The organism is Prevotella sp. KH2C16 (genome assembly GCF_900113305.1).
Classification (GTDB): Bacteria; Bacteroidota; Bacteroidia; order Bacteroidales; family Bacteroidaceae; genus Prevotella.
The window spans coordinates 1-25,761 of sequence record NZ_FOOW01000007.1; the positions used below are offsets into that span (position 1 = coordinate 1).

19 protein-coding genes, 1 tRNA gene, 1 rRNA gene and 1 riboswitch are annotated in these 25,761 nt (G+C 52.5%); of the genes, 19 read left to right on the forward strand and 2 right to left on the reverse strand.

What is annotated here, in order from left to right; all coding sequences use genetic code 11:
- The first annotated feature begins 100 nt into the window (after positions 1-100).
- From rrf to BM114_RS06405, 4 genes are all read left to right on the forward strand, one after another.
- A 5S ribosomal RNA gene (gene rrf / locus BM114_RS06385) occupies positions 101-213 on the forward strand.
- Between the two features lie 506 nt (positions 214-719).
- Positions 720-1,112, forward strand: a complete 393-nt coding sequence (locus BM114_RS06395) for a transglycosylase SLT domain-containing protein (RefSeq protein ID WP_369808405.1) — start codon at positions 720-722, stop codon at positions 1,110-1,112.
- Positions 1,113-1,247: 135 nt separating this feature from the next.
- Complete coding sequence (locus BM114_RS06400; RefSeq protein ID WP_092111822.1) at positions 1,248-1,808, forward strand: LemA family protein; 561 nt, start codon at positions 1,248-1,250, stop codon at positions 1,806-1,808.
- Positions 1,809-1,812: 4 nt separating this feature from the next.
- Positions 1,813-2,817: a M48 family metallopeptidase gene (locus BM114_RS06405; RefSeq protein ID WP_092111599.1), complete on the forward strand. Its 1,005-nt coding sequence runs from the start codon at positions 1,813-1,815 to the stop codon at positions 2,815-2,817.
- Positions 2,818-2,861: 44 nt separating this feature from the next.
- Here the strand turns inward: BM114_RS06405 and BM114_RS06410 are convergent.
- Positions 2,862-2,934 (reverse strand) — tRNA-Met (locus BM114_RS06410).
- A gap of 179 nt (positions 2,935-3,113) precedes the next feature.
- Here BM114_RS06410 and BM114_RS06415 point away from each other — a divergent pair.
- The 11 genes from BM114_RS06415 to BM114_RS06465 all read left to right on the forward strand — a co-directional run bounded on the left by BM114_RS06415 (position 3,114) and on the right by BM114_RS06465 (position 18,657).
- On the forward strand, positions 3,114-3,707 hold the full coding sequence (locus BM114_RS06415) for a TetR/AcrR family transcriptional regulator (RefSeq protein ID WP_092111601.1): 594 nt from the start codon (positions 3,114-3,116) through the stop codon (positions 3,705-3,707).
- A 63-nt stretch (positions 3,708-3,770) separates the two neighbouring features.
- The gene (gene fabG, locus BM114_RS06420) at positions 3,771-4,523 is read left to right on the forward strand and encodes a 3-oxoacyl-[acyl-carrier-protein] reductase (RefSeq protein WP_092111603.1); all 753 of its coding nucleotides are present in this window, start codon (positions 3,771-3,773) and stop codon (positions 4,521-4,523) included.
- A 44-nt stretch (positions 4,524-4,567) separates the two neighbouring features.
- The gene (locus tag BM114_RS06425; protein WP_092111605.1) at positions 4,568-5,251 is read left to right on the forward strand and encodes an RluA family pseudouridine synthase; all 684 of its coding nucleotides are present in this window, start codon (positions 4,568-4,570) and stop codon (positions 5,249-5,251) included.
- Between the two features lie 557 nt (positions 5,252-5,808).
- Positions 5,809-10,437 carry a translocation/assembly module TamB domain-containing protein gene (locus tag BM114_RS06430; RefSeq protein ID WP_092111824.1) on the forward strand — a complete coding sequence of 1,543 codons (4,629 nt, stop codon included), beginning with the start codon at positions 5,809-5,811 and terminating at the stop codon, positions 10,435-10,437.
- Positions 10,434-12,791, forward strand: coding sequence for a translocation and assembly module lipoprotein TamL (locus tag BM114_RS06435; protein ID WP_092111607.1), 2,358 nt, complete (start codon positions 10,434-10,436; stop codon positions 12,789-12,791). The genes BM114_RS06430 and BM114_RS06435 overlap by 4 nt, the downstream gene beginning before the upstream one ends.
- Before the next feature lie 291 nt (positions 12,792-13,082).
- A complete protein-coding gene (locus BM114_RS06440) occupies positions 13,083-13,994 on the forward strand; it encodes a glycosyltransferase family protein (protein ID WP_092111609.1) in 912 nt (303 codons plus the stop codon).
- A 6-nt stretch (positions 13,995-14,000) separates the two neighbouring features.
- Positions 14,001-15,044, forward strand: a complete 1,044-nt coding sequence (locus BM114_RS06445; protein WP_092111612.1) for a DHH family phosphoesterase — start codon at positions 14,001-14,003, stop codon at positions 15,042-15,044.
- An 87-nt stretch (positions 15,045-15,131) separates the two neighbouring features.
- Positions 15,132-15,776, forward strand: a complete 645-nt coding sequence (locus tag BM114_RS06450) for a DUF4827 domain-containing protein (RefSeq protein ID WP_092111614.1) — start codon at positions 15,132-15,134, stop codon at positions 15,774-15,776.
- A 32-nt stretch (positions 15,777-15,808) separates the two neighbouring features.
- Entirely contained in the window at positions 15,809-17,200 is a 1,392-nt protein-coding gene (gene glmM, locus BM114_RS06455) for a phosphoglucosamine mutase (protein ID WP_092111616.1), read from the forward strand.
- A 98-nt stretch (positions 17,201-17,298) separates the two neighbouring features.
- On the forward strand, positions 17,299-17,742 hold the full coding sequence (locus BM114_RS06460; RefSeq protein WP_092111618.1) for a hypothetical protein: 444 nt from the start codon (positions 17,299-17,301) through the stop codon (positions 17,740-17,742).
- 48 nt (positions 17,743-17,790) lie between these two features.
- The gene (locus BM114_RS06465) at positions 17,791-18,657 is read left to right on the forward strand and encodes an endonuclease/exonuclease/phosphatase family protein (protein ID WP_092111620.1); all 867 of its coding nucleotides are present in this window, start codon (positions 17,791-17,793) and stop codon (positions 18,655-18,657) included.
- A gap of 125 nt (positions 18,658-18,782) precedes the next feature.
- Here the strand turns inward: BM114_RS06465 and BM114_RS06470 are convergent, their stop codons facing one another.
- Positions 18,783-20,246, reverse strand: coding sequence for an SLC13 family permease (locus tag BM114_RS06470; protein WP_092111623.1), 1,464 nt, complete (start codon positions 20,244-20,246; stop codon positions 18,783-18,785).
- 138 nt (positions 20,247-20,384) lie between these two features.
- Positions 20,385-20,567, forward strand: a riboswitch (cobalamin riboswitch).
- A gap of 32 nt (positions 20,568-20,599) precedes the next feature.
- Between BM114_RS06470 and BM114_RS06475 the strand changes: the two genes are divergently transcribed.
- From BM114_RS06475 to BM114_RS06490, 4 genes are read left to right on the forward strand one after another with little or no spacing between them, the layout of a single operon-like run.
- On the forward strand, positions 20,600-22,576 hold the full coding sequence (locus BM114_RS06475) for a TonB-dependent receptor plug domain-containing protein (protein WP_092111624.1): 1,977 nt from the start codon (positions 20,600-20,602) through the stop codon (positions 22,574-22,576).
- Positions 22,577-22,589: 13 nt separating this feature from the next.
- Positions 22,590-23,702: a YncE family protein gene (locus BM114_RS06480; RefSeq protein WP_143089270.1), complete on the forward strand. Its 1,113-nt coding sequence runs from the start codon at positions 22,590-22,592 to the stop codon at positions 23,700-23,702.
- Positions 23,699-24,769, forward strand: a complete 1,071-nt coding sequence (locus BM114_RS06485) for an ABC transporter substrate-binding protein (protein ID WP_369808406.1) — start codon at positions 23,699-23,701, stop codon at positions 24,767-24,769. Before BM114_RS06480 ends, BM114_RS06485 begins: the two co-directional genes overlap by 4 nt.
- Positions 24,762-25,751: an iron ABC transporter permease gene (locus BM114_RS06490; RefSeq protein ID WP_092111628.1), complete on the forward strand. Its 990-nt coding sequence runs from the start codon at positions 24,762-24,764 to the stop codon at positions 25,749-25,751. The genes BM114_RS06485 and BM114_RS06490 overlap by 8 nt, the downstream gene beginning before the upstream one ends.
- The last annotated feature ends 10 nt before the right edge of the window (positions 25,752-25,761 follow it).

Sequence of the window (25,761 nt, forward strand, 5' to 3'; positions counted from 1 at the left end):
TAATTGCCCGAACCTTTCCGCGCGCGTCCGTCCCTCCGGCCCCCTCCGGGGCCCTTCCCGTGTTCTTCGTCCCTTGCCCGTGCCCGACGTGTCGCCCCATCCGGGCGGCCGTGGCGGCGGGGTCCCGCCTCTTCCCATTCCGAACAGAGAAGCTAAGCCCGCCAGCGCCGATGGTACTGCAGTACGATGCGGGAGAGTAGGCCGCCGCCCCCTTTCCATACCAGGAGTCCCCGTTCCCCCGCCGGTGAGGAACGGGGGCTCCTTTTTCGTCCTTCCTTTATCCTCCTATTCCTTTATTCTTTTATTCCTTTATTCTCTTATTCTCTTATTCCTTTATTCTCTTATTCCTTTATTCTCTTATTCCTTTATTCTCCTGCTCTCCTTTGCGTCGTGCCCGGCGGGCGGGGACGGGAGTGGAGGTTTGCTTATATATAGTAATCATATAACTGTGTATGCCCTGTTTTTATATTTTTTACAATTTGGATAGATATAATAACAACTTTTCCTTGTATAATTCATTGATATTTAGTATCTTTGCAGAAGATAATGGTTGACTATTTCTTTTTACAGAAAAGTAGCCAAGTATTAACGGGACTGAGACAATGCGGACGATAATTCTCTATATCCCTTGTCGTGAACCTCGGTAATTGCTGAAGTTCGAGTTCCATAAAAAAACGCTTATGAGGATATTTAAGGTATTAGTATTAAGTCTTTTTTTTGTGTCAATTTCTTCGCTGTCTGCTTTGGCAGCAGGTAGTGAGGGTCATTCTGATGACTTTGACTGGAATCCGGTGATGGATGCTATCATTCAGGTGGAGAGTGGCGGTAACCAATCCGCTAAGAACGGGAATCAGGTAGGAGCTATGCAGATAACTCCGATAATGGTTGCAGAATGTAACTCTATTCTTAAGGGCCGTGGTAATAAGAAGCGCTATAGGCTGTCGGATCGCCTGAGTATCAGGAAATCCAAGGAGATGTTTTTACTTGTTCAGTCTAAATATAATCCTCGGAATAACATAGAGAAGGCAATCAGGTCATGGAATGGCGGGGTGAATTACAGTATTAAACATACACAACGCTATTTTGACAAGGTGATGGAGCTTATTCACTAAAATAACAGGAGGGCTGGTTTGTATTTGCAGACCAGCCCTCTTTTGTTTTCTTAATTTTTCTAAAAAAGTAATATCCTTGCCAACTTTTCTTGTATCTTTGTCATCAAATATATAATTAAAACTGTAAATATTATGATTGTAGGAATTGTTCTTTTAGTAGTTGCCGTATTGGCAGTCCTTTGGGCAATAGGGATTTATAACAATCTTGTCAGGTTGAGAAACAATCGTGAGAACGCGTTTGCGAACATTGATGTCCAGTTGAAGCAGCGCCACGACTTGATTCCCCAGTTGGTGGAAACCGTTAAGGGCTATGCCACTCATGAGAAAGAAGTTTTCGAGAAGGTAACTGCCGCGCGTACGGCTGCTATGGGCGCGAACACCATCGATGACAAGATCGAGGCAGAGAATGCCCTGACGAGTGCGCTGCAAGGTCTGAAGGTATCGGTGGAAGCCTACCCAGAGCTTAAGGCCAACCAGAATTTTCTGCAGTTGCAGACCGAGTTGTCGGATATCGAGAACAAGCTTGCTGCCGTTCGTCGTTTCTTCAATTCTGCGACCAGAGAGCTCAATAATGCCGTTCAGACCTTCCCTTCAAACATTTTTGCCAATATGTTCGGGTTTAAGCGGGAACCGATGATAGAAGTTCCCGAGGAGCAGCGGGCAGAATACGACAAGGCACCGGAGGTAAAGTTCTGATCGGATGAGGTATGTCGGAATGCTGACCCAGATAAGGCGCAACAATATGATGAGCATATTGCTGCTCCTTATGTTTCCCGTTATCATACTGGGAATGGTATGGGTATTCCTTGCTCTTTTGAATTTTTTCGGGAATGGCAACTACGATGAGTATGGGAATGTGGTGCATCAGTTGGATATAGAGACCGTGAACTATTATTTCCTGACATCCCTTCCGTGGGTCGTCGGGGGAGTGGCGGTCTGGTTCCTGATAGCTTATCTCATGAACACCAGGATGATTCAGCAGGCAACCGGTGCCTACTCCATAACCCGGAAGGAGAATCCCCGCATCTATAACATCGTGGAAAACCTCTGCATGACCTGCGGGATGGACATGCCGAAGATAAACATCGTGGACGACTCGCAGCTTAATGCCTATGCCAGCGGCATTAACAAGAATTCTTACACGGTAACGGTTACCACGGGGCTCATGGCCAAACTGGACGACAGAGAGCTGTCCGGTGTGATAGGCCATGAGCTCACGCACATCCGCAACCATGATACCCGCTTGCTCATTACGAGCATCATCTTCGTGGGAATCATCTCTACGGTCATGAGTCTGGTGGTGCGCATGCTTTATAATTCATTCTATTATGGCGGTGGCAGAAGCCGCAGTAGTAACGGGAAGGATAGCGGGCTGTCTATAGTCGTGATACTTTTCGTAGGGCTGATATGCAGTGCAATCGCCTATTTTTTCACGCTGATAACCCGGTTTGCCATATCCCGCAAGCGCGAGTATATGGCCGATGCAGGTGGGGCAGAGCTGTGCGGAGATCCGCTGGCACTCGCCTCGGCACTGAAGAAGATTTCCAAGGATCCGGGACTGGACAATGTGAAGCGGGCGGATGTGGCTCAGCTCTTCATCATCCAGCCCGATGAGATGGCCTCGGGCATACTCGAGTTCATGAACTCGCTGTTCAGCACTCATCCCGATACCGAGAAGCGAATCGCCATATTGGAGCAGTTCTAAGATGGAAAAAGCGTAAGATTCCCTCGAATCTTACGCTTTCTTTGTTGCGGAGGCAGGACTCGAACATGCGACCTCCAGGTTATGAGCCTGGCGAGCTACCAACTGCTCCACTCCGCGATATTTCTTTGTTTACAGATGCAAAGGTAAGACTATTTTCCGAGATGTGCAAGTTTATGCGCCCCTATTTTGTGAATAAATGTGAAAAAGGTGCCATCCCTTGCGTAGTTCGAATAAAAATGATACATTTGCACATGATTGCAAGTGTGTGCAGTCCTTAAAGCAGGAGGATAAAGAGCATGTCAATATCTAAGACGAGACAGACTCTGGTGGATGTCGCCAGACAGTTGTTTGCAAAAAACGGAGTGGCAAATACCACCATGAACGACATTGCCGTGGCTTCTGGAAAGGGTCGCCGCACCCTTTATACCTATTTCAATCGTAAGGAAGACATTTACTATGCCGTGATAGAATCCGAGCTGGAGCGCTTGTCCGACCGGCTTGACGAGGTCGCGGCAAAGAAGATGCGCCCCCAGGACAAGATCATCGAGCTCATCTATACCCATCTGAGCATGATCCGTGAGACAGTGGTGAGGAACGGAAATCTCCGCGCCGAGTTCTTCCGGAATATATGGATGGTGGAGAAGGTGAGGAAAAACTTTGACGAAGACGAGCTTGAGATCTTCCGCAAGGTGTATGCCGAGGGCAAGGAGGCAGGCGAGTTTGATATCGAGAACATTGAGCTCGTTGCCGACATTACGCACTATTGCATCAAGGGGCTTGAGGTTCCGTTTATCTATGGCCGTCTCGGCCATGGACTTGATGTGGAGTCGAGCAAGCCCCAGGTGGCCAAGGTCGTCTACGGCGCACTTGGAAAAAGCTTGATAAAATAGCCATTCCGGCTAAAATGAAAGTCAGGATGAAAATTAATTATAAATCTTTAATATTCAGAAATTATGGGATTATTAGCAGGTAAGACGGCCCTGATTACAGGTGCCGCTCGTGGTATTGGCAAGGCTATTGCCTTGAAGTTTGCAGCCGAAGGTGCCAACATCGCCTTCACCGACCTCTTCATCGACGAGGAGCATGGCGGTCTGGCTACGGAGCGTGAGATTGCCGCCGTCGGCGTGAAGTGCAAGGGCTATGCCAGCAATGCGGCTGACTTCGCGCAGACCGAGGAGGTGGTGAAGGCCGTAAAGGAGGATTTCGGCTCCATCGATATCTTGGTGAACAACGCCGGAATCACGAAGGACGGCCTGATGCTTCGCATGACCGAGCAGCAGTGGGACGCAGTGATTGCGGTCAACCTGAAGAGCGCCTTCAACTTCATTCATGCCTGCGTGCCGGTGATGATGCGCCAGCGCGGCGGCTCGATTATCAACATGGCCAGCGTGGTAGGCGTTCACGGCAATGCCGGTCAGGCCAACTATGCAGCTTCCAAGGCCGGTCTGATAGCCCTCGCCAAGAGCATCGGACAGGAGATGGGGCCGAAGGGCATCCGTGCGAATGCCATTGCTCCGGGCTTCATTGATACCGCGATGACGCAGGCTTTGTCCGACGATATCCGCAAGGAGTGGATCAGCAAGATTCCTCTTCGCCGTGGCGGTCAGGTGGAGGACATTGCCAATGTGGCCACTTTCCTGGCTTCCGACCTCTCGAGCTATGTGTCCGGACAGGTTATCCAGGTAGACGGCGGCATGAACATGTAAGCCGGCGGGACAAAGATATAAGGATTATTGATGAGCAAAAAACGATGGAAGTCGTTTACGAAGACAATCATATCATCGTTGTCAACAAGCAGAGTGGGGAGATCGTGCAGGGCGACAAGACCGGCGACCGCCCTCTCGCTGATGTCGTGAAGGCCTATATCAAGGAGCGGTATGCCAAGCCCGGGAGCGTGTTTCTCGGCGTGGTGCACCGTCTGGACCGCCCGGTGTTCGGGCTGGTGGTCTTCGCGCGCACCTCGAAAGCCCTTTCCCGCCTGAACGACATGTTTCGTGAGGGCGAGGTACGCAAGACCTACTGGGCCATCGTGAAGGACGCCCCCGCCGAACCGACAGGACGGCTCGAGCACTGGCTGGTGAGAAACGAGAAGCAGAACAAGAGCTATGCCTACGACCACGAGGTGCCCCGCTCCAAGCGGGCAGTCCTCGAATATCGTGAGATAGCCCACACCGACCGTTACCATCTGCTGGAAGTGCAGTTGCTTACGGGGCGCCACCATCAGATTCGCTGTCAGTTGGCGGCCATAGGCTGTCCGATAAAAGGCGACCTGAAGTATGGTGCCCGGCGCTCAAACCCCGACGGGAGCATCTCGCTCTTGGCGCGCACGATAGAGTTCGTGCACCCCGTTTCCAAGGAGAAAATCAGCCTCGAGGCTCCCTTGCCGGACGATACTCTCTGGCAGGCATTAGGCACGGCCATTGTTGACGGTTAGCAAAATTTTAGAAAACTATACAAAAATTAAGTCATTCCGACGGCTTCTTCTACAATGGGAAACCGCCGGTTTTTTAGTTTCCGGGAGCTTGTTTTTCCTCGTTTTGGGAGTGTTAAGCCCCTCGGAAGTGGCAAACGGCGAGGCTTTTAACGGCCTTTTACTTTGCTGGAAGCGGCAAACAGGCGAGTAAAAGGCCGCCATCTGCCGTGTAAAAGGCGGCATTCTGCCTCTTCCGGAGAATGTTTTTGGAAGATTATTAGTAACGATCTTTGCTAACTTTATGGTTATCAGATGTTTATTAAAAGCACAGATTTCGGGTCGTTTTTACCTCCGGTAGGGCTCCGGAGAAAACTCTTCGCCGCATTTTGAAGTGTCCTTCTTGGTGGAAGTCGTGGTTTTAACCTATTTTACAGGTTGCTTTTCTGCCGATTCCAACCCTTATTTTAGGCTGTATTTACAAAAAAGCAGTCAAAAAGTTCATTATTTCGAAAAAAATGATTTACTTTGCATAAACCAGAGAGCCACTATGAAAACAAGTGGCACTCGCCGTTGAGCTTATGAACAGAATTGCCAGGCGGGTGGGCATTATCCTTGCGATTCCTATCCTGCTGATACTCATATTGGTTGGTCTCTTTTACTTTCCGCCTTTCCAGAACTGGGCGGTGAGGCAGGTGGCGGCCTATGCCTCGGCGCAGACGGGCATGGAAATCAGCGTCGGGCATGTGAGTCTCGACTTCCCGCTCAATCTCGGCGTCGACGGCGTAAAGGTTCTCCAGCCCCGCGATTCCTCCTCCGGAGCGAAGGATACGATTGCCGATGTCCGCCATGTGGTTGCCGATGTCCGCCTGCTCCCCTTGCTGAAAGGTCAGGTGGAGATAGACGAGCTTACCTTTGAGGACATGAAGGTGAACACCGCCGGCCTCATCCATACTACCCGCATACGGGCAGCCGTGGGCCGGCTCTCCCTGAAATCGCACGGCATTGACCTCGGCGAGTCGTTCGTAAAGCTCGACGAAGCCAGCTTCAAGAATGCCCGAATCAGCGTGGAACTGAGCGATACCGTGCCCGAGGATACCACTCCGAGCACCAATTTCTGGAAGATTCAGCTCGATTCCGTTCATTTCCACCAGACCGATTTCACCCTCCATATGCCGGGAGACACCCTCTCCGTGCATGCCTACATGGGCAATACCACGGCCCGCGACGGCTTCCTCGACCTGCACAAGGGGCTGTACCGGGTCGGAAAGATTGACTGGAGGAACGGCCGGCTCGACTACGACAACAACTTCAGCAAGCCTGTAGAAGGCATCGACTACAGCCATCTGGCCCTGAACGCCCTCACCCTGAAGGCCGACTCGTTCAGCTATTGCGACTCCAGGCTTGACATCAATATCCGCGAATGCTCGTTCCGGGAGAAGAGCGGCTTGAAAATCGATCGCCTCGAAGGGCGGTTCGCGCTGGATTCCACGAGTATCTCGCTGCCCGACCTGAAGCTCCGGACACCGGTCAGCACCCTTTCCGTGCGATACGATATGGCTCTCGACGCTTTCTCCGACAAGGCTCCGGGCACCCTCCGGGCCAGCGTCCATGGCCGCGTCGGCAAACAGGATATGGCGGTGTTCTTAGGCTCTTCGGCTAAGAAACTGATGCGCAGGTGGCCTTATTATCCGTTGCAAGTAGACGGAACGGTAAGCGGAAACATGAGGAAGATGCGCGTTTCCGACCTTCATATGGAGCTTCCGACAGCTTTCAGAATCACTTCCGATGGATTCATCGGGAATCTGGATGCCCCTGAACGACTGAAGGCCGACCTTGACATCGACGCACAGACATATAACATAGGCTTCCTCGTAGATGCCCTTTCGCCCGAATTAAAGCGGCAGGTACGCATTCCTCATGGCATCGGCGTGAAGGGACACTTCAATGTCGACGGACAGGAATATGCCGGAAACTTCACGGCCACCGAGGGAGGCGGAAGCCTGAAGGGCATGGCCCGGCTGGATGCCGCCCGCATGGCCTATACCGCCAGGTTGAATGCCGTCAGTCTCCCGCTCCAGCATTTCCTGCCCGGCAAGGGACTGTCGGCCTTCACGGGCTATGTGGAAGCCGATGGCGTGGGCACGGATATTCTGTCGCCGCGGACGCGCATCAAGGCAAAGACCCGAATCCAGAAGTTCCGTTATCAGGGCTACAGCCTTGATCAGATGAATGCCGTAGCCACCGTCAGCGGCGGGAGAATCCATGCCGATGTGGACAGCAAGAACAGTCTGCTGAAAGGACTCATCACCTTCGACGGGCTCACAAGCAGCAAGGCGATGCGGGGAACGCTGTCATGCGATCTCTCCAAGGCCGACCTCTTCCGTCTGGGGCTTACCCGCGACTCTGTCGTCGCGTCGCTCTGCGGGCATATAGACATCAATTCCGATTTTAAGCACTACTACAAGGTGCAGGGCTCGGTGAGCGATATCGCCATCCTGGAGAACGGCACCTATTATCGCCCGGATGATGTCGTGCTCGACATCCTGACCACCCGTGATACCACGCATGCTGCTGTCGACTGCGGCGATTTTCATCTGCGAGCCGATGCAAGAGGCGGATATGAGCACCTCCTGCGACAGACAGACAAGCTTGCGGGCGAGTTGCAGAAGCAGTTGAAGGGTAAGATTATCGACCAGGTGCGCATACGGGAGCGGCTCCCTGAGGCAAGGATATATCTGACCACGGGTCGCGACAACTTCTTCTGTGGGCTGATGCGCAGGCAGGGATACGACCTTGCCAGCCTGTTCGTCGACCTCGATTCTTCCCCGCAGACGGGATTGAACGGGAAAGTTTCGGCCGATTCGCTCATTGTTGACGGCATCCGGCTCGACACGGTGCGCCTCTCGCTGGTGTCAGACGCGCTTGGAATGGCCTATCATGCACAGGTGAAGAACGGAAAGCAGCATCCCGACTATAGCTTCAATGCCTTTGTCGACGGAGCCGTCATCCAAAATGGTACCCGGATGCAAGCCCGCATTTATGATGCCAACGACAAGCTCGGGCTTGCCCTCGGAGTACAGGGAGAGATGGAGCGGAATGGCATCCGTTTCCACATGTATGGCGACAATCCGGTCCTGGGATATAAGACATTCGCCGTAAACGATAGCAACTATGTCTTCCTGGGCGACGACCGTCGCGTTTCGGCCGACCTGAAGCTCAAGGCGGCCGACGGCATGGGCGTGCAGATCTATACCAATGACGAGAATGCCGAGGCGTTGCAGGATGTAACCATATCGCTCAATAAATTTGATTTGGAGAAGGTGCTCTCTATCATTCCCTATGCCCCGGACCTCTCAGGCGTGATGAATGGCGACTATCATCTGGTCATGACGAAGGATGAACTGTCGGTATCGTCTGACATGGACATTGCCAATCTGGTCTATGAACAATGTCCGATGGGTAATCTGGGGGCGGAATTCGTCTACATGCCGAGGCATGACGGCTCGCATTATGTGGATGGAATCCTGACCCATGACGGCAAAGAGGTAGCCAGTCTGACGGGTACCTACCGGTCGGAGAACGGCGGCTATCTTGACGCGGAGCTTGATTTGGAGCACTTGCCCATGCAGTTTGTGAACGGGTTTGTGCCCGACCGCATCCTGGGCCTCCGCGGTTATGGCGACGGGACGCTGGATGTGAAAGGATCTTTGAAAGCTCCCCAGGTGAATGGAGAGGTCTATCTCGATTCCTGTTACCTGTATAGTGAGCCTTACGGAATGGAAATGCGCTTCGCAAATGACCCTGTCCGCATCGTAGGAAGCAAGCTCCTCTTCGAGAATTTTGAGCTGTATGCCAACAATGAGCAGCCTCTCAACATTTCGGGAAGCTTCGACTTCACCAATCTCGACCGCATGATGCTCGACATCCGCATGCAAGCCCGGAACTTCCAGCTGATAGACGCCCGGGAGAATCCTCGCTCCGAGGCCTATGGAAAGGCCTTCGTCGATTTCTTCGCGATCATGCGCGGACCACTCGAGAGCCTCAGGATGCGGGGCAGGCTCGATGTGTTGGGCAATACGGACATGACCTATGTGCTGCGTGATACGGAACTCGCAAGGGACACCCAGCTTGAGGAACTCGTGAAGTTTACGGATTTCAGGGATACGACGAAGGTGGCCGTGGTGAACCGGCCGCCGCTGACAGGCTTCGACATGGCCCTCTCCGTCACGGTGGACGAGGGAGCCCATATCGCCTGTATGCTGAATGCCGACCATACCAACTATATCGATCAGCAGGGCGGAGGCAATTTGCGCCTGACCTATAATACGGTCGACGACCTGCGTCTGACGGGCCGATACACGCTTACGAGCGGTACGATGAAATATTCCCTGCCCATCATTCCGCTGAAAACCTTTACGATTCAGAATGGCAGCTATGTGGAATTTCAGGGCGATCCGATGAATCCGCAGTTGCATATCACGGCTACGGAGCGGGAGAAAGCTGCCGTAAACGAGGGTACGGGGACGGGGCGTCTGGTGGACTTTGACTGTGGCGTGAAGCTCTCGCAGACGCTCGACAAGTTGGGATTGCAGTTTATCATCGATGCTCCCAGTGATGTAAGCATACAGGATGAGCTGAACACCATGACGGCGGAAGGCCGCTCGAAGGTGGCCATCACCATGCTCGCATCGGGAATGTATCTTGCCGACGGCAATACCCGGGGCTTCTCCATGAACAGTGCCTTGAGCTCGTTCTTGCAGTCGGAAATCAATAATGTGGCCGGTAATGCCATGCGTTCGCTCGGCCTTGACTTGGGAATGAGCATCGACAATGCCACCACTTCGAACGGCGGTATTCACACCGATTACAACTTCAGCTTTGCCAAGAGGCTCTGGAACAACCGCCTGCGCATCATTGTGGGCGGCAAGGTGTCGACCGGTGCCGAGCTTGAATACGGGCAGACGAACGACTCCTTCTTTGACAATGTTGAACTGGAGTATCGCCTGGACCAGAAGTCGAGCAAGTATCTGCGCCTCTTCTATAACAACAACAAGTATGACTGGCTCGAAGGCATGTTGGGAGAATATGGCGTGGGATTCAAGTGGCAGCGCAAGTTACGCCATTTCAGGGACATCTTCCGGTTGAAGACGGAGGAGGAAAACCGGGTTCCTACAGCTCCCGATACCACTAAAGTGAAAGGAAAATGAGAAGAAACAAATATAGCATAGGCCTGCTGCTGATGCTTTCGCTGCTGTTGTCAGCCTGTTCGTCTACCAGCGGCATTCCCGAGGGAGAGCAACTCTTCACGGGACTGAAGAAGATAGAATACACCAATTATGAGAAGAGCGAGCACGCTGTTGCCACCCAGGAGGAGATGGAATATGCGCTGGCTTCCGCGCCCAACGGCGCCCTCTTCGGCAGCAGCTATTATCGCAGTCCGTTCCAGTTCCGCCTTTGGGTGTGGAACGCCTTTTCCAAGAGCGAGTCTAAGTTTGGCAAGTGGATGGTCAGGGCGTTCGGGTCGCAGCCCAAGCTGATGAGCCGGGTGAATCCGGAACTGCGTGCCTTGGTGGCCGAGTCGCAGTTGAAGAAATTCGGATACTTCAACGGGAAGATCGCCCACAGCATCATAACGCAGGACAATCCGAAGAAAGCCAAGGTGGCTTACACGGTGAACATGGGGCACTTATGGACGCTGGACTCCATCCAATATGTGAATTTTCCGCCGAGTACCGACAGCCTCATGCGCTCCCATGAGCCGGAAAGGCTCATCCGTCGGGGCGACCCCTTCAGCGTTCCCAAGCTGGAGGCCGAACGCCAACGCGTGGGCATGCTGTTTCGCGACAACGGCTATTACTATTATAAGCCGGGCGATGCCTCCTATCTTGCAGACACGGTGAATGTGCCGGGAAAGGTTCAGGTCCGCCTCCAGATGGCAGACAGTCTGGAGCCGCGGGTTACGAGGAAATGGTATATCGGCACGCTGAAGGTGAATTATCGCAGGTCGTTTATGGAGCAGCTGGGGGATTCCATTCGGCGCCGCCGCATCAGCGTGCACTTCAACGGTCGCCGCCCCCCTCTCCGCATGGGTGCCTTGCTGCACGATGTCAAGCTCCGGCCGGGCCGCCTCTACAGCTATGCCAACGAGCAGGCGACCAATGCCAATCTGCTCAATACCGGCCTTTACAGCTACACCTCCCTGCAGTTTGTTCCCCGCGACTCGTCCTTGACCTGCGATACGCTCGACATGAGGCTTGACTTGGTGCTTGACAAGCCCTACGATTTCTATATCGAAGCCAATGCCAAAGGTAAGACCACGGGCAGGCTGGGGCCTGAGCTGGTGCTCGGCCTGACCAAGCGCAATGCCCTGCGCGGCGGCGAGAAGCTCGACATCAAGCTGAACGGATCGTATGAATGGACGACGGGACACCATGCGGAAGGTTCGTCGTCGGGCATTAATTCTTATGAGTATGGCGGCAGCGTGTCGCTGCTATTCCCCCGGCTGGTAACTCCGCAGAGCCTGTTTCGCAGCTGGCAGAGAAATCTTAGCCGCCGGCAAAGGGCTCGCAGACCGCGCCATGAGTTCTACCAGACACCGACAACAACCTTGAAAGCCTCCATGCAGATTCTGAACAGGGCAAGTTATTTCAAGCGACATGTCATCTCCGGCGAGCTTACCTACGACTACTGGACCTCGGCACGGTCGCACCATTCCTTCAGTCCGCTTACCCTCTCTTATCAGTATATGCATTCGCGGACGGCCGAATTCCTGCAGCTGCTGGAGCAGAACCCATATCTGAGCGTCTCGATGCGCGACCAGTTCGTGCCCAAGATGAGCTATACCTACACCTATTCCACGGCTGCCACCAGCCGCAATCCCATCACCTGGTCGAGCACGGTCAGTGAGGCGGGCAATGTGTTGGCGGCAAGCTATGCGCTGTTTGGCGAGAAATGGAGCGCCAAGGACAAGACGATGTTCAAGAATCCCTTTGCCCAGTTCTTCAAGGTGGAGACCGATTTCACGAAAGAATGGCGCTTCTCGGAGCGTTCCTCGCTGGTGGGACATCTCGCCGCCGGTGCGATTTTCAGTTATGGCAACGCCGCACAGCCCCCCTATTATGAGCAGTTCTATATCGGCGGTGCCAACAGCGTGCGTGCCTTCAATGTGCGCTCCGTAGGGCCGGGAAAGTATTTCCCCTCTAATTCTAAGCTCTCCTATATCGAGCAGATCGGCGATCTGAAGTTCCAGGCCAACCTTGAATACCGTCCGCACCTCTTCGGAAGCCTCTATGGAGCCTTGTTCCTCGATGCCGGCAATGTATGGTCGATGCATAGCGACGACACCCGCCAGGGTGCGAAGTTCGAGGCTAAGAGCTTCCTCCGGCAGATGGCCTTGGGCACGGGAGTGGGCCTACGCTATGATGTGGGCATGTTCGTGGTTCGCCTCGACTGGGGAATAGGCCTGCATGTGCCTTATGATACGGGTAAGGGAGGCTTCTATAATATTCCAAGTTTTCGTGATGGGCAGAGCCTGCATCTGGCCGTGGGCTATCCTTTCTGACGCCTTTCCCTTGGCAGCAGTCTGTAGTCCGGCGAACGAGAGGCAGCGGCAAGGGGGATAAAATCGGCGATTTTGTCGTGTGATTTCGGCGATTTTGTCGGACAAACTCGCCGATTTTGTCAGGCTTTTAGCCGTCGAACGGAAGAGGGGAGGAGGAAGGTGAAAAAAGCGGAGGCCGTCTCCACGGTGCAGTAAAAATGCTTTTGACCTGAAAAAATGAGACTCCGGCCATCGCTTTTTGATTTATTTTCGTATCTTTGCAACTTAGGAAAACTTAAAAGAACAGAACATATGAAACCAACATTGCTATTGCTTGCTGCTGGCATGGGCAGCCGTTACGGCGGCTTGAAGCAGCTCGACGGTCTGGGTCCCAACGGCGAGACCATCATGGACTATAGTATCTACGACGCCATCCAGTCAGGGTTCGGCAAGATAGTCTTCGTCATCCGCAAGGATTTCGAGCAGGAGTTTCGCGACAAGGTGCTCTCCAAGTATGAGGGGCACATCCCCGCAGAGCTTGTCTTCCAGTCTATTGACGACCTGCCGGGGGGCTTTCGGGTTCCGGAGGGGCGCGTAAAGCCCTGGGGCACCAACCATGCTGTGCTGATGGCAAAGGATGTCATCAAGGAACCTTTCTGCGTCATCAACTGCGACGACTTCTATAACCGAGACTGCTTCAAGGTAATCGGAAAGTTCCTCGCCGACCTGCCGGAGAACAGCCGGAACCGCTATGCCATGGTGGGATTCCGCGTAGGCAACACCCTTTCAGATAACGGCACGGTGGCTCGCGGCATCTGCTCGAAGGATGCGGAGGGACACCTGACGACCGTGGTGGAGCGCACCGAGATAGAGCGGCACGGTGCCGACATCCAGTATAAGGATGAGAACGGCGAATGGGTAAGCGTGGAAGAACATACGCCCGTGTCGATGAATGTATGGGGATTCACGCCCGACTACTTCGCATACAGCGAGGCCTACTTCAGGGAATTCCTCTCAGACTCGAAGAACATGGCCAACCTGAAGGCGGAGTTCTTTATCCCCTTGATGGTAAACAAGCTCGTCAATGAGGGTACGGCCACCGTGAAGGTGCTCGACACGGCCAGCAAGTGGTTTGGCGTAACCTATGCTGCCGACCGTCCCGGCACGGTGGAAAGAATCCAGAAACTTGTCGACGAGGGTGTTTATCCGAACAAATTATTCTAAGGGCTTGTGGACTTAAGTATTCTCTCAGAGGGCGAACTGGCTACTCTGAACCAACTGATAGAGGAATCCGAGCACATTGTCATCACGGGCCACAAGACTCCTGACGGCGACGCGATAGGATCCTGCCTGGCCTGGGCAGAATACCTTCGCTCGCAGCGGGGCAAGATGCCGGTGGTCATCATGCCTGATGCCTATCCCGATTTCCTGCAATGGCTGCCGAATACGGAGCGCATCGTGCGGTACGACAAGCGTCCGGATGTGGTGGAAGAGGCATTCAAGAAGGCGCAACTGGTATTCTGCATCGATTATAACGAGGCTTCGCGCGTGGAGTCCATGGCTCCCGTGCTGACGGCATGCCCGGCTCACAAGGTGATGATAGACCATCATCTGAACCCTGATATGGAAGGGCTCGACCTGCTCGCCTCGTATCCGGACGCATGCAGTTCCTCCGAACTGGTGTTCCGCATCATCTGGCAGATGGGCGGTTTCGACGCCATGTCGAAGAAAAATGCCGTACAGATCTATTGCGGAATGATGACCGATACGGGGGGCTTCACCTTCAACAGCTCGCGTCCGGAAATCTTCGACATCATCGGAAAACTGCTGACAAAGGGCTTCGACAAGGATAAAATCTACCGGAATGTCTATAACAACTACAGCGTTTGGGCCATCCGGCTCCGGGGATACATCATGTCGCAGAAGCTGAATTACTTCAACGACCTTCATGCGGCTTACTTCACCATCACCCGCGAGGATATGCGCGACTATCATTTCATCAAGGGCGATGCCGAAGGACTGGTCAATGAGCCGTTGCGAATCAAGGGATTGAAGTTGTCGATATCCCTTCGCGAGGACGACCGCGTGGATAATCAGGTGTGGGTGAGCCTGCGTTCGGTGGACGATTTTCCGTGTAACGAGGTGGCGCAGAAGTTCTTCAACGGCGGCGGCCACCTGAATGCGAGTGGCGGCAGTCTGAGCTGCACGATAGAAGAGGCCGAGAATGTGGCCCGCGAAGCGTTCCGCTATTACGCGGACAGGCTGAAGGCATGATCCAGGGTGGTTAAAAAACTAAAAAGCTTTCCGTGTGTGTAATCTTTTTAGTACATTTGCAACCGATTGTATAAAATAATAAAGGTGATGAAGAGAATTTGCTATATATTCCTTGTCTTGATGTCTGTTATCGTGGTGGCATCATGCAGCGATACGGAGACTTATGCAGAGCGACTGGAAAAGGAGCGTACGGCCATCAGCAAGTATCTTAACGATTCTGCCGTTACGGTGATATCCGAGGCTCAGTTCGAGAAGCAGAATTACACTACGGATGTAAGGAAAAACGAGTTCGTGCTCATTGCAAGTAGTGGTGTGTATATGCAAATCATGCGTGGGGGATGTGGTGAAAAGATCAAGGACGGTGAGACCGTGAATGTGCTCTGCCGCTTCCGTGAGCGCAACCTGATGACGGATTCCGTACAGCTTAACAACGATTATGGGGTTTCCAACGCTTCCTTTCCTGAGAAAATGTCGGTAAGGAATACGAGCGGAACCTTTACGGCTGCCTTCACCGGTGGCGACAACAGCCTGATGTTCAATGCCTATGGCAGCACATCGGTTCCTTCGGGGTGGCTGACTCCTTTTGCCTATATCAAGGTAGGACGCCAGACAACAGCCGAGGAGGAGATTGCCAAGGTGCGTCTCATCGTTCCTGCTTCCCAGGGGCAGTATCATGCCACGGTGAATACCTATCCCTGCCTTTACGACATTACCTATGAGCGCGGACGCTGATAGAGGCACAAACATTTTATCTTGATTATATTATGACACTGATAAAGTCTATTTCCGGAATCCGGGGAACGATTGGCGGAACTGCGGGCGATACGCTTAATCCGCTGGATATCGTAAAGTTTACTTCAGCTTATGCTGCATTTATCCGCCGCAATGGCAAGTCGGACAGTAATAAGATCGTAGTGGGTCGGGATGCCCGTATATCAGGCGAGATGGTCGAGAATGTGGTTTGCGGCACCTTGATGGGCATGGGGTATGATGTCATAAACATCGGCCTTGCCACGACTCCTACCACGGAACTTGCCGTTCGCAGGACGGGAGCTGAAGGAGGTATCATCATTACTGCCAGCCATAATCCCCGCCAGTGGAATGCCCTGAAGCTGCTTAACTGTGAGGGGGAGTTCCTTACGAAGGACGAGGGCAACGAGGTGCTCTCCATTGCAGAGCAGGAAGACTTCCATTATGCCGATGTCGACCATCTGGGTCATTATCAGGAAGATGGCTCGTTTGACCAGAAACACATACAATCCGTATTGGCACTCGACCTTGTGGATGTTGAAACCATCCGGAAGGCGCATTTCCGTGTGGCGGTAGATACCATTAACTCGGTAGGGGGTATTATCCTTCCGGGGCTGTTGGATGCGCTGGGGGTGGAGTATACTTTCCTCAACGGGGAGCCCACGGGCGACTTCGCACATAATCCGGAGCCGTTGGAGAAGAATCTTGGCGGTATCATGGACGAGATGGCAAAGGGCGGATACGACCTCGGCATCGTCGTAGACCCCGATGTAGACCGCCTTGCCTTCATTCAGGAAGACGGCAGGATGTATGGCGAGGAGTATACGCTCGTAACAGTTGCAGACTATGTTCTCGATCATGTGAAGGGTGCCACGGTGAGCAATCTGAGTTCCACCCGGGCTCTGCGCGATGTAACCGAGAGGCATGGATGCAAGTATTATGCCTCCGCTGTGGGCGAGGTGAATGTTACGACCAAGATGAAAGAAGTGGCTGCGGTTATTGGCGGCGAAGGCAATGGCGGGGTAATCTATCCTGAGAGCCACTATGGACGCGATGCCCTTGTGGGTATCGGACTGTTCTTGAGCAGTATGGCGCAGAAAGGATTGAAAGCTTCAGAGCTTCGCAAAACATTTCCTGAGTATTTTATTGCTAAGAATCGAATCGACCTGACACCTTCCACCGATGTGGATGCCATCCTTGAACGGGTCAAGCAGAAGTATGGGGCGGAGCCGGATGTGCAGGTAACCGATATTGACGGAGTTAAATTAGACTTTCCTGATAAATGGGTGCATCTGCGTAAAAGCAATACGGAGCCTATCATCCGGGTCTATAGCGAGGCTTCTTCCATGGACGAGGCTGACCGCATAGGCAAGCAGCTGATGCAGATAGTCTATGATATGCAGTAGTTGAGAAGAGACATGCCCGGACTTTAAAGTCGGCTGCCTATTGGTTGTCCACAATGCCGGGACAAGGCTTGTTGTCGTAGAGATTTCCAAGGAAACTCATGTTTAGAGACTTGCTGAATGGCTTTATCAGGTATACATGCATCTTCTTGGGTGCCGGTATCCGCTATATTTACCATCTCTTGAAGCGCGATGGGTATAGCTTCCATTCGCTGGTAACAGACGCTCCGGACCTCAATTACAAACCGGGACACTATCGGGAGGCTTTTGATAAGTGGAAATCGGAGCAACTGGGGAAAAGCCTGCCTCAACGGCTTAGTGCCGAATTGAAAGCAGAGCTGGAATCTCTTGAGAAGGAAGGAATGACCCAAGCGGAAGCTTTGGAAATGATGAAGGCAGCCGGAGAGCTGGACTCTTTGGATCTGGATATATTTCCCCGGGATCCGGAATGGTTTTCCAATCGGGCCTTAGACGGATTTATAGGCTTCATCTTGATAGTCGTTCTTCTGGCGGCTGCCATCTTCTTTTTTAAGTATATGGGATGAGAGATATGTGAAAATAGCATTTATAAAACTTTTAATAAATAATCTGAGATGAAAAAACATTTCCTTTTAATTTTAAGTGTGATTGCCGTCTTGGCCGTCAATGGACAGGAACTTACGGTAGGCACCTATAATATTCGTAACAATAATCGTGGCGACTATAAGATTTTTGACGGCTGGAATCAGCGCAAGGAAGCAATGTGTGCGGAGATAAACTTCATCTATCCTGATTTGTTTGGCTGCCAGGAGGCTACCCATCAGCAGATAGTGGACATGCTGGCCTTGTTGCCGGACTATGCTTACTTGGGCGTGGGCAGGGAAGATGGGAAGGAAGAAGGAGAATATTCCCCCGTCTATTATAAGAAAGACCGCTTCAAACTGCTTGACAGTGGCACATTCTGGCTTGCCGAAGATCCCACGAAACCGGTCATGGGATGGGACGCCGCCTGCAAGCGTGTATGTACATGGGGATACTTTAAAGACAAGAAAAGCAAGCGGAAGTTTTACTTCTTCAATACGCATATGGACCATATTGGGGTGATAGCGCGCCGGGAAGGTGCCAAGCTTATCATGAAGAAGATGAAGGAACTCATGAAGACGGACGAGCCGGTGGTGCTGACTGGCGACTTCAATGTAGACCAGTATAACGAGGTTTATGCCATCTTCTCAGAGTCGGACTTGCTGAAGGATTGTTATGCGAGTGCCAGATATTGCTTTGCTCCCAATGGATCATTCAACGATTTCAAAACAGGACAGTACACGGACCGGCGTATTGACCATATTTTTGTAAGCAAGAGCGTTGATGTTCAGCGTTATGCCATTCTGAACGATACCGATTGGCGCGCCGGGGCTGACGGCGAGAAGGTACGGCATGTGCTTTCAGACCATTACCCGGTATTTGCCAAAATCGTTTTTTAATGCGAGGCAAGGATGTTCTTCTGATTTCACCTGGAGGTATCCAAAGAGGTTTGTAACAATAAAGGAGCTCGGTTTTTCCAAGCTCCTTTATTGTTATAGTTGCCTCAAAAACTATGAAGACTTATCTATGCAAAGAATCCTGCCTTTCCGATGAAGTAGAGCATGGTATAGCCTAAAACCATGGAGACAACACCTACCAATAGTCCCACTTTCAGCATTTCCTTCTGTTCTACAAGGCCTGTAGAGTAGGCAATAGCATTGGGGGGCGTAGATATCGGCAGACACATGGCAGAGCTGGCAGCGAGGGCAATACCTATAATAACAGTAGGCGTGCCGCCGATGGAGCTTAGTTTGTCGCCCATGCCCGTACATACTACGGCAAGAATCGGAACAAGCAGGGCCGCTGTAGCCGTATTGCTGATGAAGTTACTGAGGAAATAGCATATCAGGCCTGACATGAGCAGGATAAGAATTGGCGAGAAACTGCCGAAGGGAATACTTTCTATGGCGTTGTCTGCAAGTCCTGAAGCATTCATGCCCAGACCAAGGGCAAAGCCTCCCGCCACCATCCAGATGACCGACCAGTCTATTTTCTGCAGATCTTTTGCGGTGATTACACCAGTAAGGGCAAAGATACCAATAGGAATAAGTGCTACCGTATTGGCATCTACGCCCGTAACACGGTCGAGCAACCACATTAGGATTGTAATGCAGAATGTGCCTGCTACTATCCACATGCGCCATCCATGGGCAATATTTCCGGTGATTTCCAAGTCAATGGACTTCTGTGTGAATGGATAGAGCTTTAGAATCACTCGCCAGCCTATAAAGAGCAGAAGAATTACCAATGGGAACATGAACATCATCCATTGCCCGAAACTGAGGTTTATGCCGAGCTGTTGCGTCATGGCCTGAAGTGCGATAGCATTCGGAGGGGTGCCTATCGGGGTGGCCATACCTCCAATGTTTGCAGCTACAGGAATGCTCATGGTCAATGCCACGCGCCCTTTTCCGCTTGCAGGCAGAGCGGCAAATACAGGGGTGAGGAAGGTAAGCATCATGGCTGCCGTGGCAGTATTGGAGACAAACATGGAGAAGAATCCCGTGATAAGGAGAAAGCCCAATAACACATTCTCACTCTTATGGCCGAACGGGCGGATGAGATTCTTGGCTAAAAGTACATCCAGACCCGACTTTGTCGCGGCAATAGCCAAGATAAAGCCACCCAAGAACAGGATAATGACAGGATTGGCAAAGGTCGCCATGATGTCTTTTGCCTTTAGCAGCTCGCCAAATGTACTGCCGTCTCCCTTGAATAGGGCTATAGAGTTGTCGGAAATAGTTAGGCACATGACAGTAATGATAACCAGCGATGTGGCCCACGAGGGAATGGCTTCCAGGAGCCAGGAAAGTGTTGCAAACACAAAGATGGCAATCATTCGTTGCTGCACAATCGTTAATCCCGAGATTCCGAAGAAGTCGGTTGGGAGATTCCAGACAATCAGGGTAGCCGCAATGATGGCAAGAAGCTCCCAAACCTTCTTTGCCGAGATGCGACTACTCAATTGATTTTCTTTTTCTTCTGACATTTTAGTTGTTTAGTTTAGATATTTATTCTGGGGAACAAAGGTACTAAATTCCCTACAATTAGGAAAGGATAATAGTTAAAAAGTGGCTCTGTTTGAAAAAAAACAAGTGTAAGTTTTTATTTATATGGTTAATTTTGTATCTTTGTCTCTGCATTTGGTTCACTGAAGGTGATTAAAATGGGAATCAGGTGAGAGTCCTGAACAGTCCCGCTGCTGTATGCGGCATTATCGAAAGGCATGGGTGCCACTGTCTGAACAAGAATGGGAAGGCAGCCTTTTCGGCCGCAAGTCAGAAGACCTGCCGTTGCAAGTTAGAGTTTCATTTTTCTCGAGGAAGAAAATGAAAGGTCTTTATGGGTAGAAGAGCGATTATATTTCCCTTGATGATGTCGGTGCTGGGTCTTCAGGCTCAAACTGATTCGATTGCCAGTAGAGTGCATGCTTTGCAGGGCGTGGAGATAGTGTCTTTGAAAAACAAGACGGTTGCCGCTACGGTTCCTGTTCAAATGATTACCGAAGAGAGAATGCTGAATCTGGGCATTATGACCCTGGCCGACGCCCTCACCCATATCGCGGGGATTACCGTCAGGGACTATGGCGGGGCAGGGGGGATGAAGACGGTCTCTGTTCGCGGCATCGGAAGTCGCCATACGGGGGTGATATACGACGGTATTGCATTGAGCGACTGTCAGACGGGAGAAATCGACCTCTCGCGCTATTCGCTGGATAATGTGAGCATGCTGAAGATGGTTATCGGTGAAGACGACAACATCTTCCTGCCGGCAAGAAGCACTTCTTCCGCGGCGGCCTTGGTGATTGACAATCTGAAAAGTCCCACCGAAGACCACTCTGCGCACCTGAAAGCCCGGCTCACCTATGGCTCCTGGAATACGGTCGTGCCCTCGCTATATTACGGGCAGAGCCTTTCTGACAGGCTTTCCCTTTCCGTGATGGGCGAGTTTACCCATTCCGACAACGATTATCCTTTCAAGATATATAATGTAAAGCTTCTAACGAAGGAGCGCCGGCAGAACAGCAAGATGAATTCGGGGCATCTCGAAACGAACCTGTTGTGGAAAATAACCGACCGGCAGACCCTCTCCGGGAAACTCTATTACTATGACAACAATCGTCAGCTGCCCGGAATCGTGCATCTGTATAATAATAAAAACAGCGAGACGCTGCATGATCAGAACGCCTTCGCACAGGCAGGCTACTATGCCACGCTGTCTGACAGGTTCTCTTTGCAGGGCAATTTGAAGTATAATTGGGCAAAGAGTGATTACCGCAATGGAAATCCCGCCTCGGGAATCCCTGACGGCCGGTATTATCAGCAGGAGTATTATGCTTCCGTGGCAGCTCTCTATAGTCCGAAATCCTGGCTGGCCTTCAGCTATGCGGGAGACTATTTCTATAATGCCCTTACAACCGGTCAGACTGCTTCCGGCCATCCCTCGAGACACTCCCTCCTGCAGACCCTTTCGGCCAAAGTCGCCACGGGTCGGCTTACCGTTGTCTCGCGGCTTTTGTGGAGTAACTATATAAATGAGGTGCGGGCGGGCGAAACCGGCAAGGACGGCCGTCGTCTTTCTCCCTCCATAAGCCTTTCTTATAGGCTGTTGAGTGCAGAGGAACTGTATATCAGGGCATTCTGGAAGAGCATCTTCCGCATGCCTACCTTCAACGAACTCTATTATTACCATATCGGAAGCACCGACCTGCGCCCGGAAAAGACGCGGCAGTTGAATCTGGGAGTTACCTATGCCAAGCGACAGCGACGCTTTGAGACCAGTCTTACTCTTGATGGCTATCTCAACAGAGTCGATGACAAGATAGTTGCCATACCGTTCAACATGTTTGTATGGCATATGATGAACCTTGCAAAGGTTACGGTCTATGGGGTCGATTTCACGGCAAATGCCAGATATAGCCTCGCTGCCCGGCATGCTCTGGAGCTCAATGGCAACTATAGTTGGCAGCGGGCAGAAAACCAGTCGAATAAGAATTCGGAATATTACAAGAATCAGATAGCCTATACGCCGGAGCATACCTTCTGTGCTACGATGACATGGCATAATCCCTGGGCTAACTTCACCTGCGCCTTTGACGGCATGGACGAGCGGTGGACAACCAACAGCCATAGTGCCGGAACCCGCATCCCCGGCTTCGTGGAGATGGATGCGAGTCTTTGGCGCACTTTCCCTTTGAAGAAATATACACTCACGGCACGGGCAGCCATGATGAATATAGCCGACAAGCAATATGACCTTGTGGCTCATTATCCCATGCCCGGCCGTTCGTGGAGAATATCAATCACATTAGAAATATAAAAATATTAGCAGTATGAAAAAGAGTTTTTCGAGTATTCTTTGCCTATTGTTAGGCTTGGCGGTCTTTACCGCGTGTCATGACGACGACAACTATTTGCCTGACAGGGAATATAAGGTCGTATCCGACGGAGTATTCATCCTGAATGAAGGAAGCTATTATAGTCAGATTAATGGCACCTTGGACTATCTCGACTATTCAGCCGACCATGTGAAGCGAGGTGTCTTTGCGAGTGCTAACGGCCGCTCTCTGGGCGGCACTCCCAATAATGCCGTGCTTGTTGACTCCACGCTTTACATCGCTTGTGCCGACGAAGGGCGCGTGGAGATGATTCATTCCAGAACCTTTAAGAGCCTTGGATATGTAACGATAGAGTCTCCCCGCGAGCTGGCTACGGACGGCGAGCATGTCTATGTGTCTTCCTACACGGGCAAGGTGAGCATGATCAATGCTGAGAATCGTATGCTGGAGAAAACCTCTGAGGTTGTGGGTTCTCACCTCGAGGGTATCGCTGTCTTGGGCGACTATGTGTATGTGGCCAATTCCACGGATGCCACCAAACAGTATACTGACCCTGGTTATTACCTGAAAAGTGTGTGTCGCTTGAACAAGAAAACCCTCACAAAGGTTGCCGACATCACCGTAGGGCTGAATCCCACGCAGCTGCTCACCGACGGGCGGTATGTCTATGTGGTCTGCATGGGCAATTATAAGGATATAAAGGCGCATGTGGAAGCCATCCGCTCCACGGACTTGCAGGTGGAGAAACTCTTCGAGGCCACGATGATGGCCTATGATATGGGCGGCAATATTATCTATGCGAATGCCCCTTACGGCGGCACGCCGACCTACGGAGTGTATAGTGTGTCAAACGGAAAGGCACAAACATGGACTCCTTCAGAGGCTCCCCAGTTCCCTTATTCCATAGCCGTAGACCCGATTTCCAACGATGTCTATGTGTCTTCGCTCAGTCCCAATCCCGACTATCCTTCATCCGCAAGCTATGATACCGATGGTATTCTCTACCGTTACAATAGTTGGGGGAGTCTGAAGAAGAAGTATACGATTGGCGTGAGCCCCGGCACCATCGTCTTCAACGACCATGTTGAGGTAATCGAGAAGCCATGATGAGGCGGGCGGCAGTCTTCCTTTCGGCCTTGGCATTGCTGTGTTCCTGCGGGGGGAGGGTGGCCTCTTCCGTGCAGGATGTCGGCGACACCATTCCCATGAAGTATGCCACGCTCCTCACGATGGTGCGCTATGCCGACCATATCCATGTCTCCATCAAGAGTCCGTGGCAGCAAGGCAAGGTGCTGCATGAATACGATGTCTACAAGCCTTTCCGTCGTGCGGTGGTGTTCACCTCGCCTCATTGCCAGCTGCTCTGCGATTTAAGGGCGGAGGAAAATGTCAAGGGGGTCTGCGACTTGCAGTATATCCTCATTCCGGAAATCCGGAAGCGGGTCGGAGACGGGCGCATCGTGGACTGTGGCAACGGCCTCTCGCCGATGACGGAGAAGATGGTCGACGCCAGGGCCGACGCCCTCGTTGTCTCTCCGTTTGAGAATTCCGGAGGCTACGGAAAGCTCGAAAGGCTGGGCATTCCCATCATCGAGGCGGCCGACTACATGGAGACTTCGGCACTCGGACGGGCAGAGTGGATGCGGTTCTACGGCCTGCTCTTCGGACGGGAGCGCGAAGCCGACTCGCTGTTCCAGGTCGTGGACAGTAGCTATCAGGCCCTGAAGGCCTATGCCTCGAAGCTTCCGAAGGGAAGGTCGATACTTACGGAGCGCAAGACAGGCAGCGTATGGTATACGCCCGGAGGTAGAAGTTCCGTGGGGCAGCTTATCCGCGATGCCCACGGAGGCTATGCCTTTGCGGCCGACGACCATGCCGGGTCGTTGGCCCTGCCGTTCGAGCAGGTGCTCGACAAGGCAGGAGACACGGAGGTATGGGCCTTCAAGTACAACGGGGCAAAGCTTTTGTCGAAGGCCGACCTGTTGGAGGAGTTCCATGGATATAGCGGACTGAAGGCTTTTCGCGACGGCGAAATCTACGAATGCAATACTGCGGTCGTGCCTTACTTCGAGACCGTGGCCTTCCGTCCTGACTTCTTGTTGAGGGAATTCATACAACTCCTTCATCCTGAGGCGAATTTAGGAGGCTTAAAGTTTTACACGAAGCTTGAATAGAGGGGTGGGATATTGCCTGGGATTGACGCTGCTGGTCATCGTGCTGTTTGCGCTCAGTCTCTTTGTCGGGAGCGTCCGCATCCCGGCGAGGGATGTGTTTGAGATTTTGACAGGCGGCGGGGCTGCCCACGAAAGTTGGCGTTTCATCATCCTTGAGTCGCGTCTGCCGCAGGCCGTTACGGCCACCCTTTGCGGAGCTGCCCTCGCCGTGAGTGGACTGATGCTGCAGACGGCATTCCGCAATCCGCTGGCAGGACCTGACATCTTCGGCATCAGTAGCGGGGCCGGACTGTGCGTGGCTCTCGTGATGCTGGCTCCCGTGGCCTGGTTTTACGGCACGGTGTCGGTGATCCTGGCAGCCTTTGCCGGTGCCATGGCCGTTACGGCACTCATCTTTTTCTTTGCCACGATAGTCAGGAGCCATGTCATGCTGCTCATCATCGGTATCATGACGGGTTATCTGGCTTCCTCTGCCGTCTCCTTGCTGAACTTTTTCGCCACGGAAGAGGGGGTGAAGTCGTATATGGTCTGGGGCATGGGCAACTTCGGCGGAGTGTCGATGCATCAGTTGCCGGCATTCGCCGGCGTAACGGTGGTCGGCCTCATGGCCTCCGTGTTGCTCATCAAGCCGCTCAACGCCTTGCTCCTCGGCGAGCAGTATGCCGAGAGCCTGGGGGTGAATACTCGCCGGCTGCGCAACGGGCTGCTCGTCATCACCGGAGTGCTGACGGCCGTTACGACGGCTTTCTGCGGGCCGATAGCCTTTATCGGACTGGCCGTTCCCCACATGGCGCGCCTCCTCCTTACCACCGACAACCATCGGCAGCTCCTTCCGGCAACGCTCCTTACGGGGTCGGCCGTGGCCCTGCTGTGCAACCTGATTTGCTATCTGCCCGGAGAGAGCGGTATGATTCCGCTCAACGCGGTAACCCCCCTCATCGGTGCTCCCGTGATTATCTATGTGATTATACGAAAGAAATAAACCCAGGAAG

Bases quoted from the DNA above. Each gene is read 5' to 3' on its own strand.
- fabG (WP_092111603.1), top strand. From the start codon at position 3,771: ATGGGATTATTAGCAGGTAAGACGGCCCTGATTACAGGTGCCGCTCGT.
- glmM (WP_092111616.1), top strand. From the start codon at position 15,809: ATGACACTGATAAAGTCTATTTCCGGAATCCGGGGAACGATTGGCGGA.
- BM114_RS06480 (WP_143089270.1), top strand. From the start codon at position 22,590: ATGAAAAAGAGTTTTTCGAGTATTCTTTGCCTATTGTTAGGCTTGGCG.
- BM114_RS06485 (WP_369808406.1), top strand. From the start codon at position 23,699: ATGATGAGGCGGGCGGCAGTCTTCCTTTCGGCCTTGGCATTGCTGTGT.
- BM114_RS06440 (WP_092111609.1), top strand. From the start codon at position 13,083: ATGAAACCAACATTGCTATTGCTTGCTGCTGGCATGGGCAGCCGTTAC.
- BM114_RS06435 (WP_092111607.1), top strand. From the start codon at position 10,434: ATGAGAAGAAACAAATATAGCATAGGCCTGCTGCTGATGCTTTCGCTG.
- BM114_RS06475 (WP_092111624.1), top strand. From the start codon at position 20,600: ATGGGTAGAAGAGCGATTATATTTCCCTTGATGATGTCGGTGCTGGGT.
- BM114_RS06470 (WP_092111623.1), bottom strand. From the start codon at position 20,246: ATGTCAGAAGAAAAAGAAAATCAATTGAGTAGTCGCATCTCGGCAAAG.
- BM114_RS06430 (WP_092111824.1), top strand. From the start codon at position 5,809: ATGAACAGAATTGCCAGGCGGGTGGGCATTATCCTTGCGATTCCTATC.
- BM114_RS06425 (WP_092111605.1), top strand. From the start codon at position 4,568: ATGGAAGTCGTTTACGAAGACAATCATATCATCGTTGTCAACAAGCAG.
- BM114_RS06405 (WP_092111599.1), top strand. From the start codon at position 1,813: ATGAGGTATGTCGGAATGCTGACCCAGATAAGGCGCAACAATATGATG.
- BM114_RS06465 (WP_092111620.1), top strand. From the start codon at position 17,791: ATGAAAAAACATTTCCTTTTAATTTTAAGTGTGATTGCCGTCTTGGCC.
- BM114_RS06415 (WP_092111601.1), top strand. From the start codon at position 3,114: ATGTCAATATCTAAGACGAGACAGACTCTGGTGGATGTCGCCAGACAG.
- BM114_RS06450 (WP_092111614.1), top strand. From the start codon at position 15,132: ATGAAGAGAATTTGCTATATATTCCTTGTCTTGATGTCTGTTATCGTG.
- BM114_RS06460 (WP_092111618.1), top strand. From the start codon at position 17,299: ATGTTTAGAGACTTGCTGAATGGCTTTATCAGGTATACATGCATCTTC.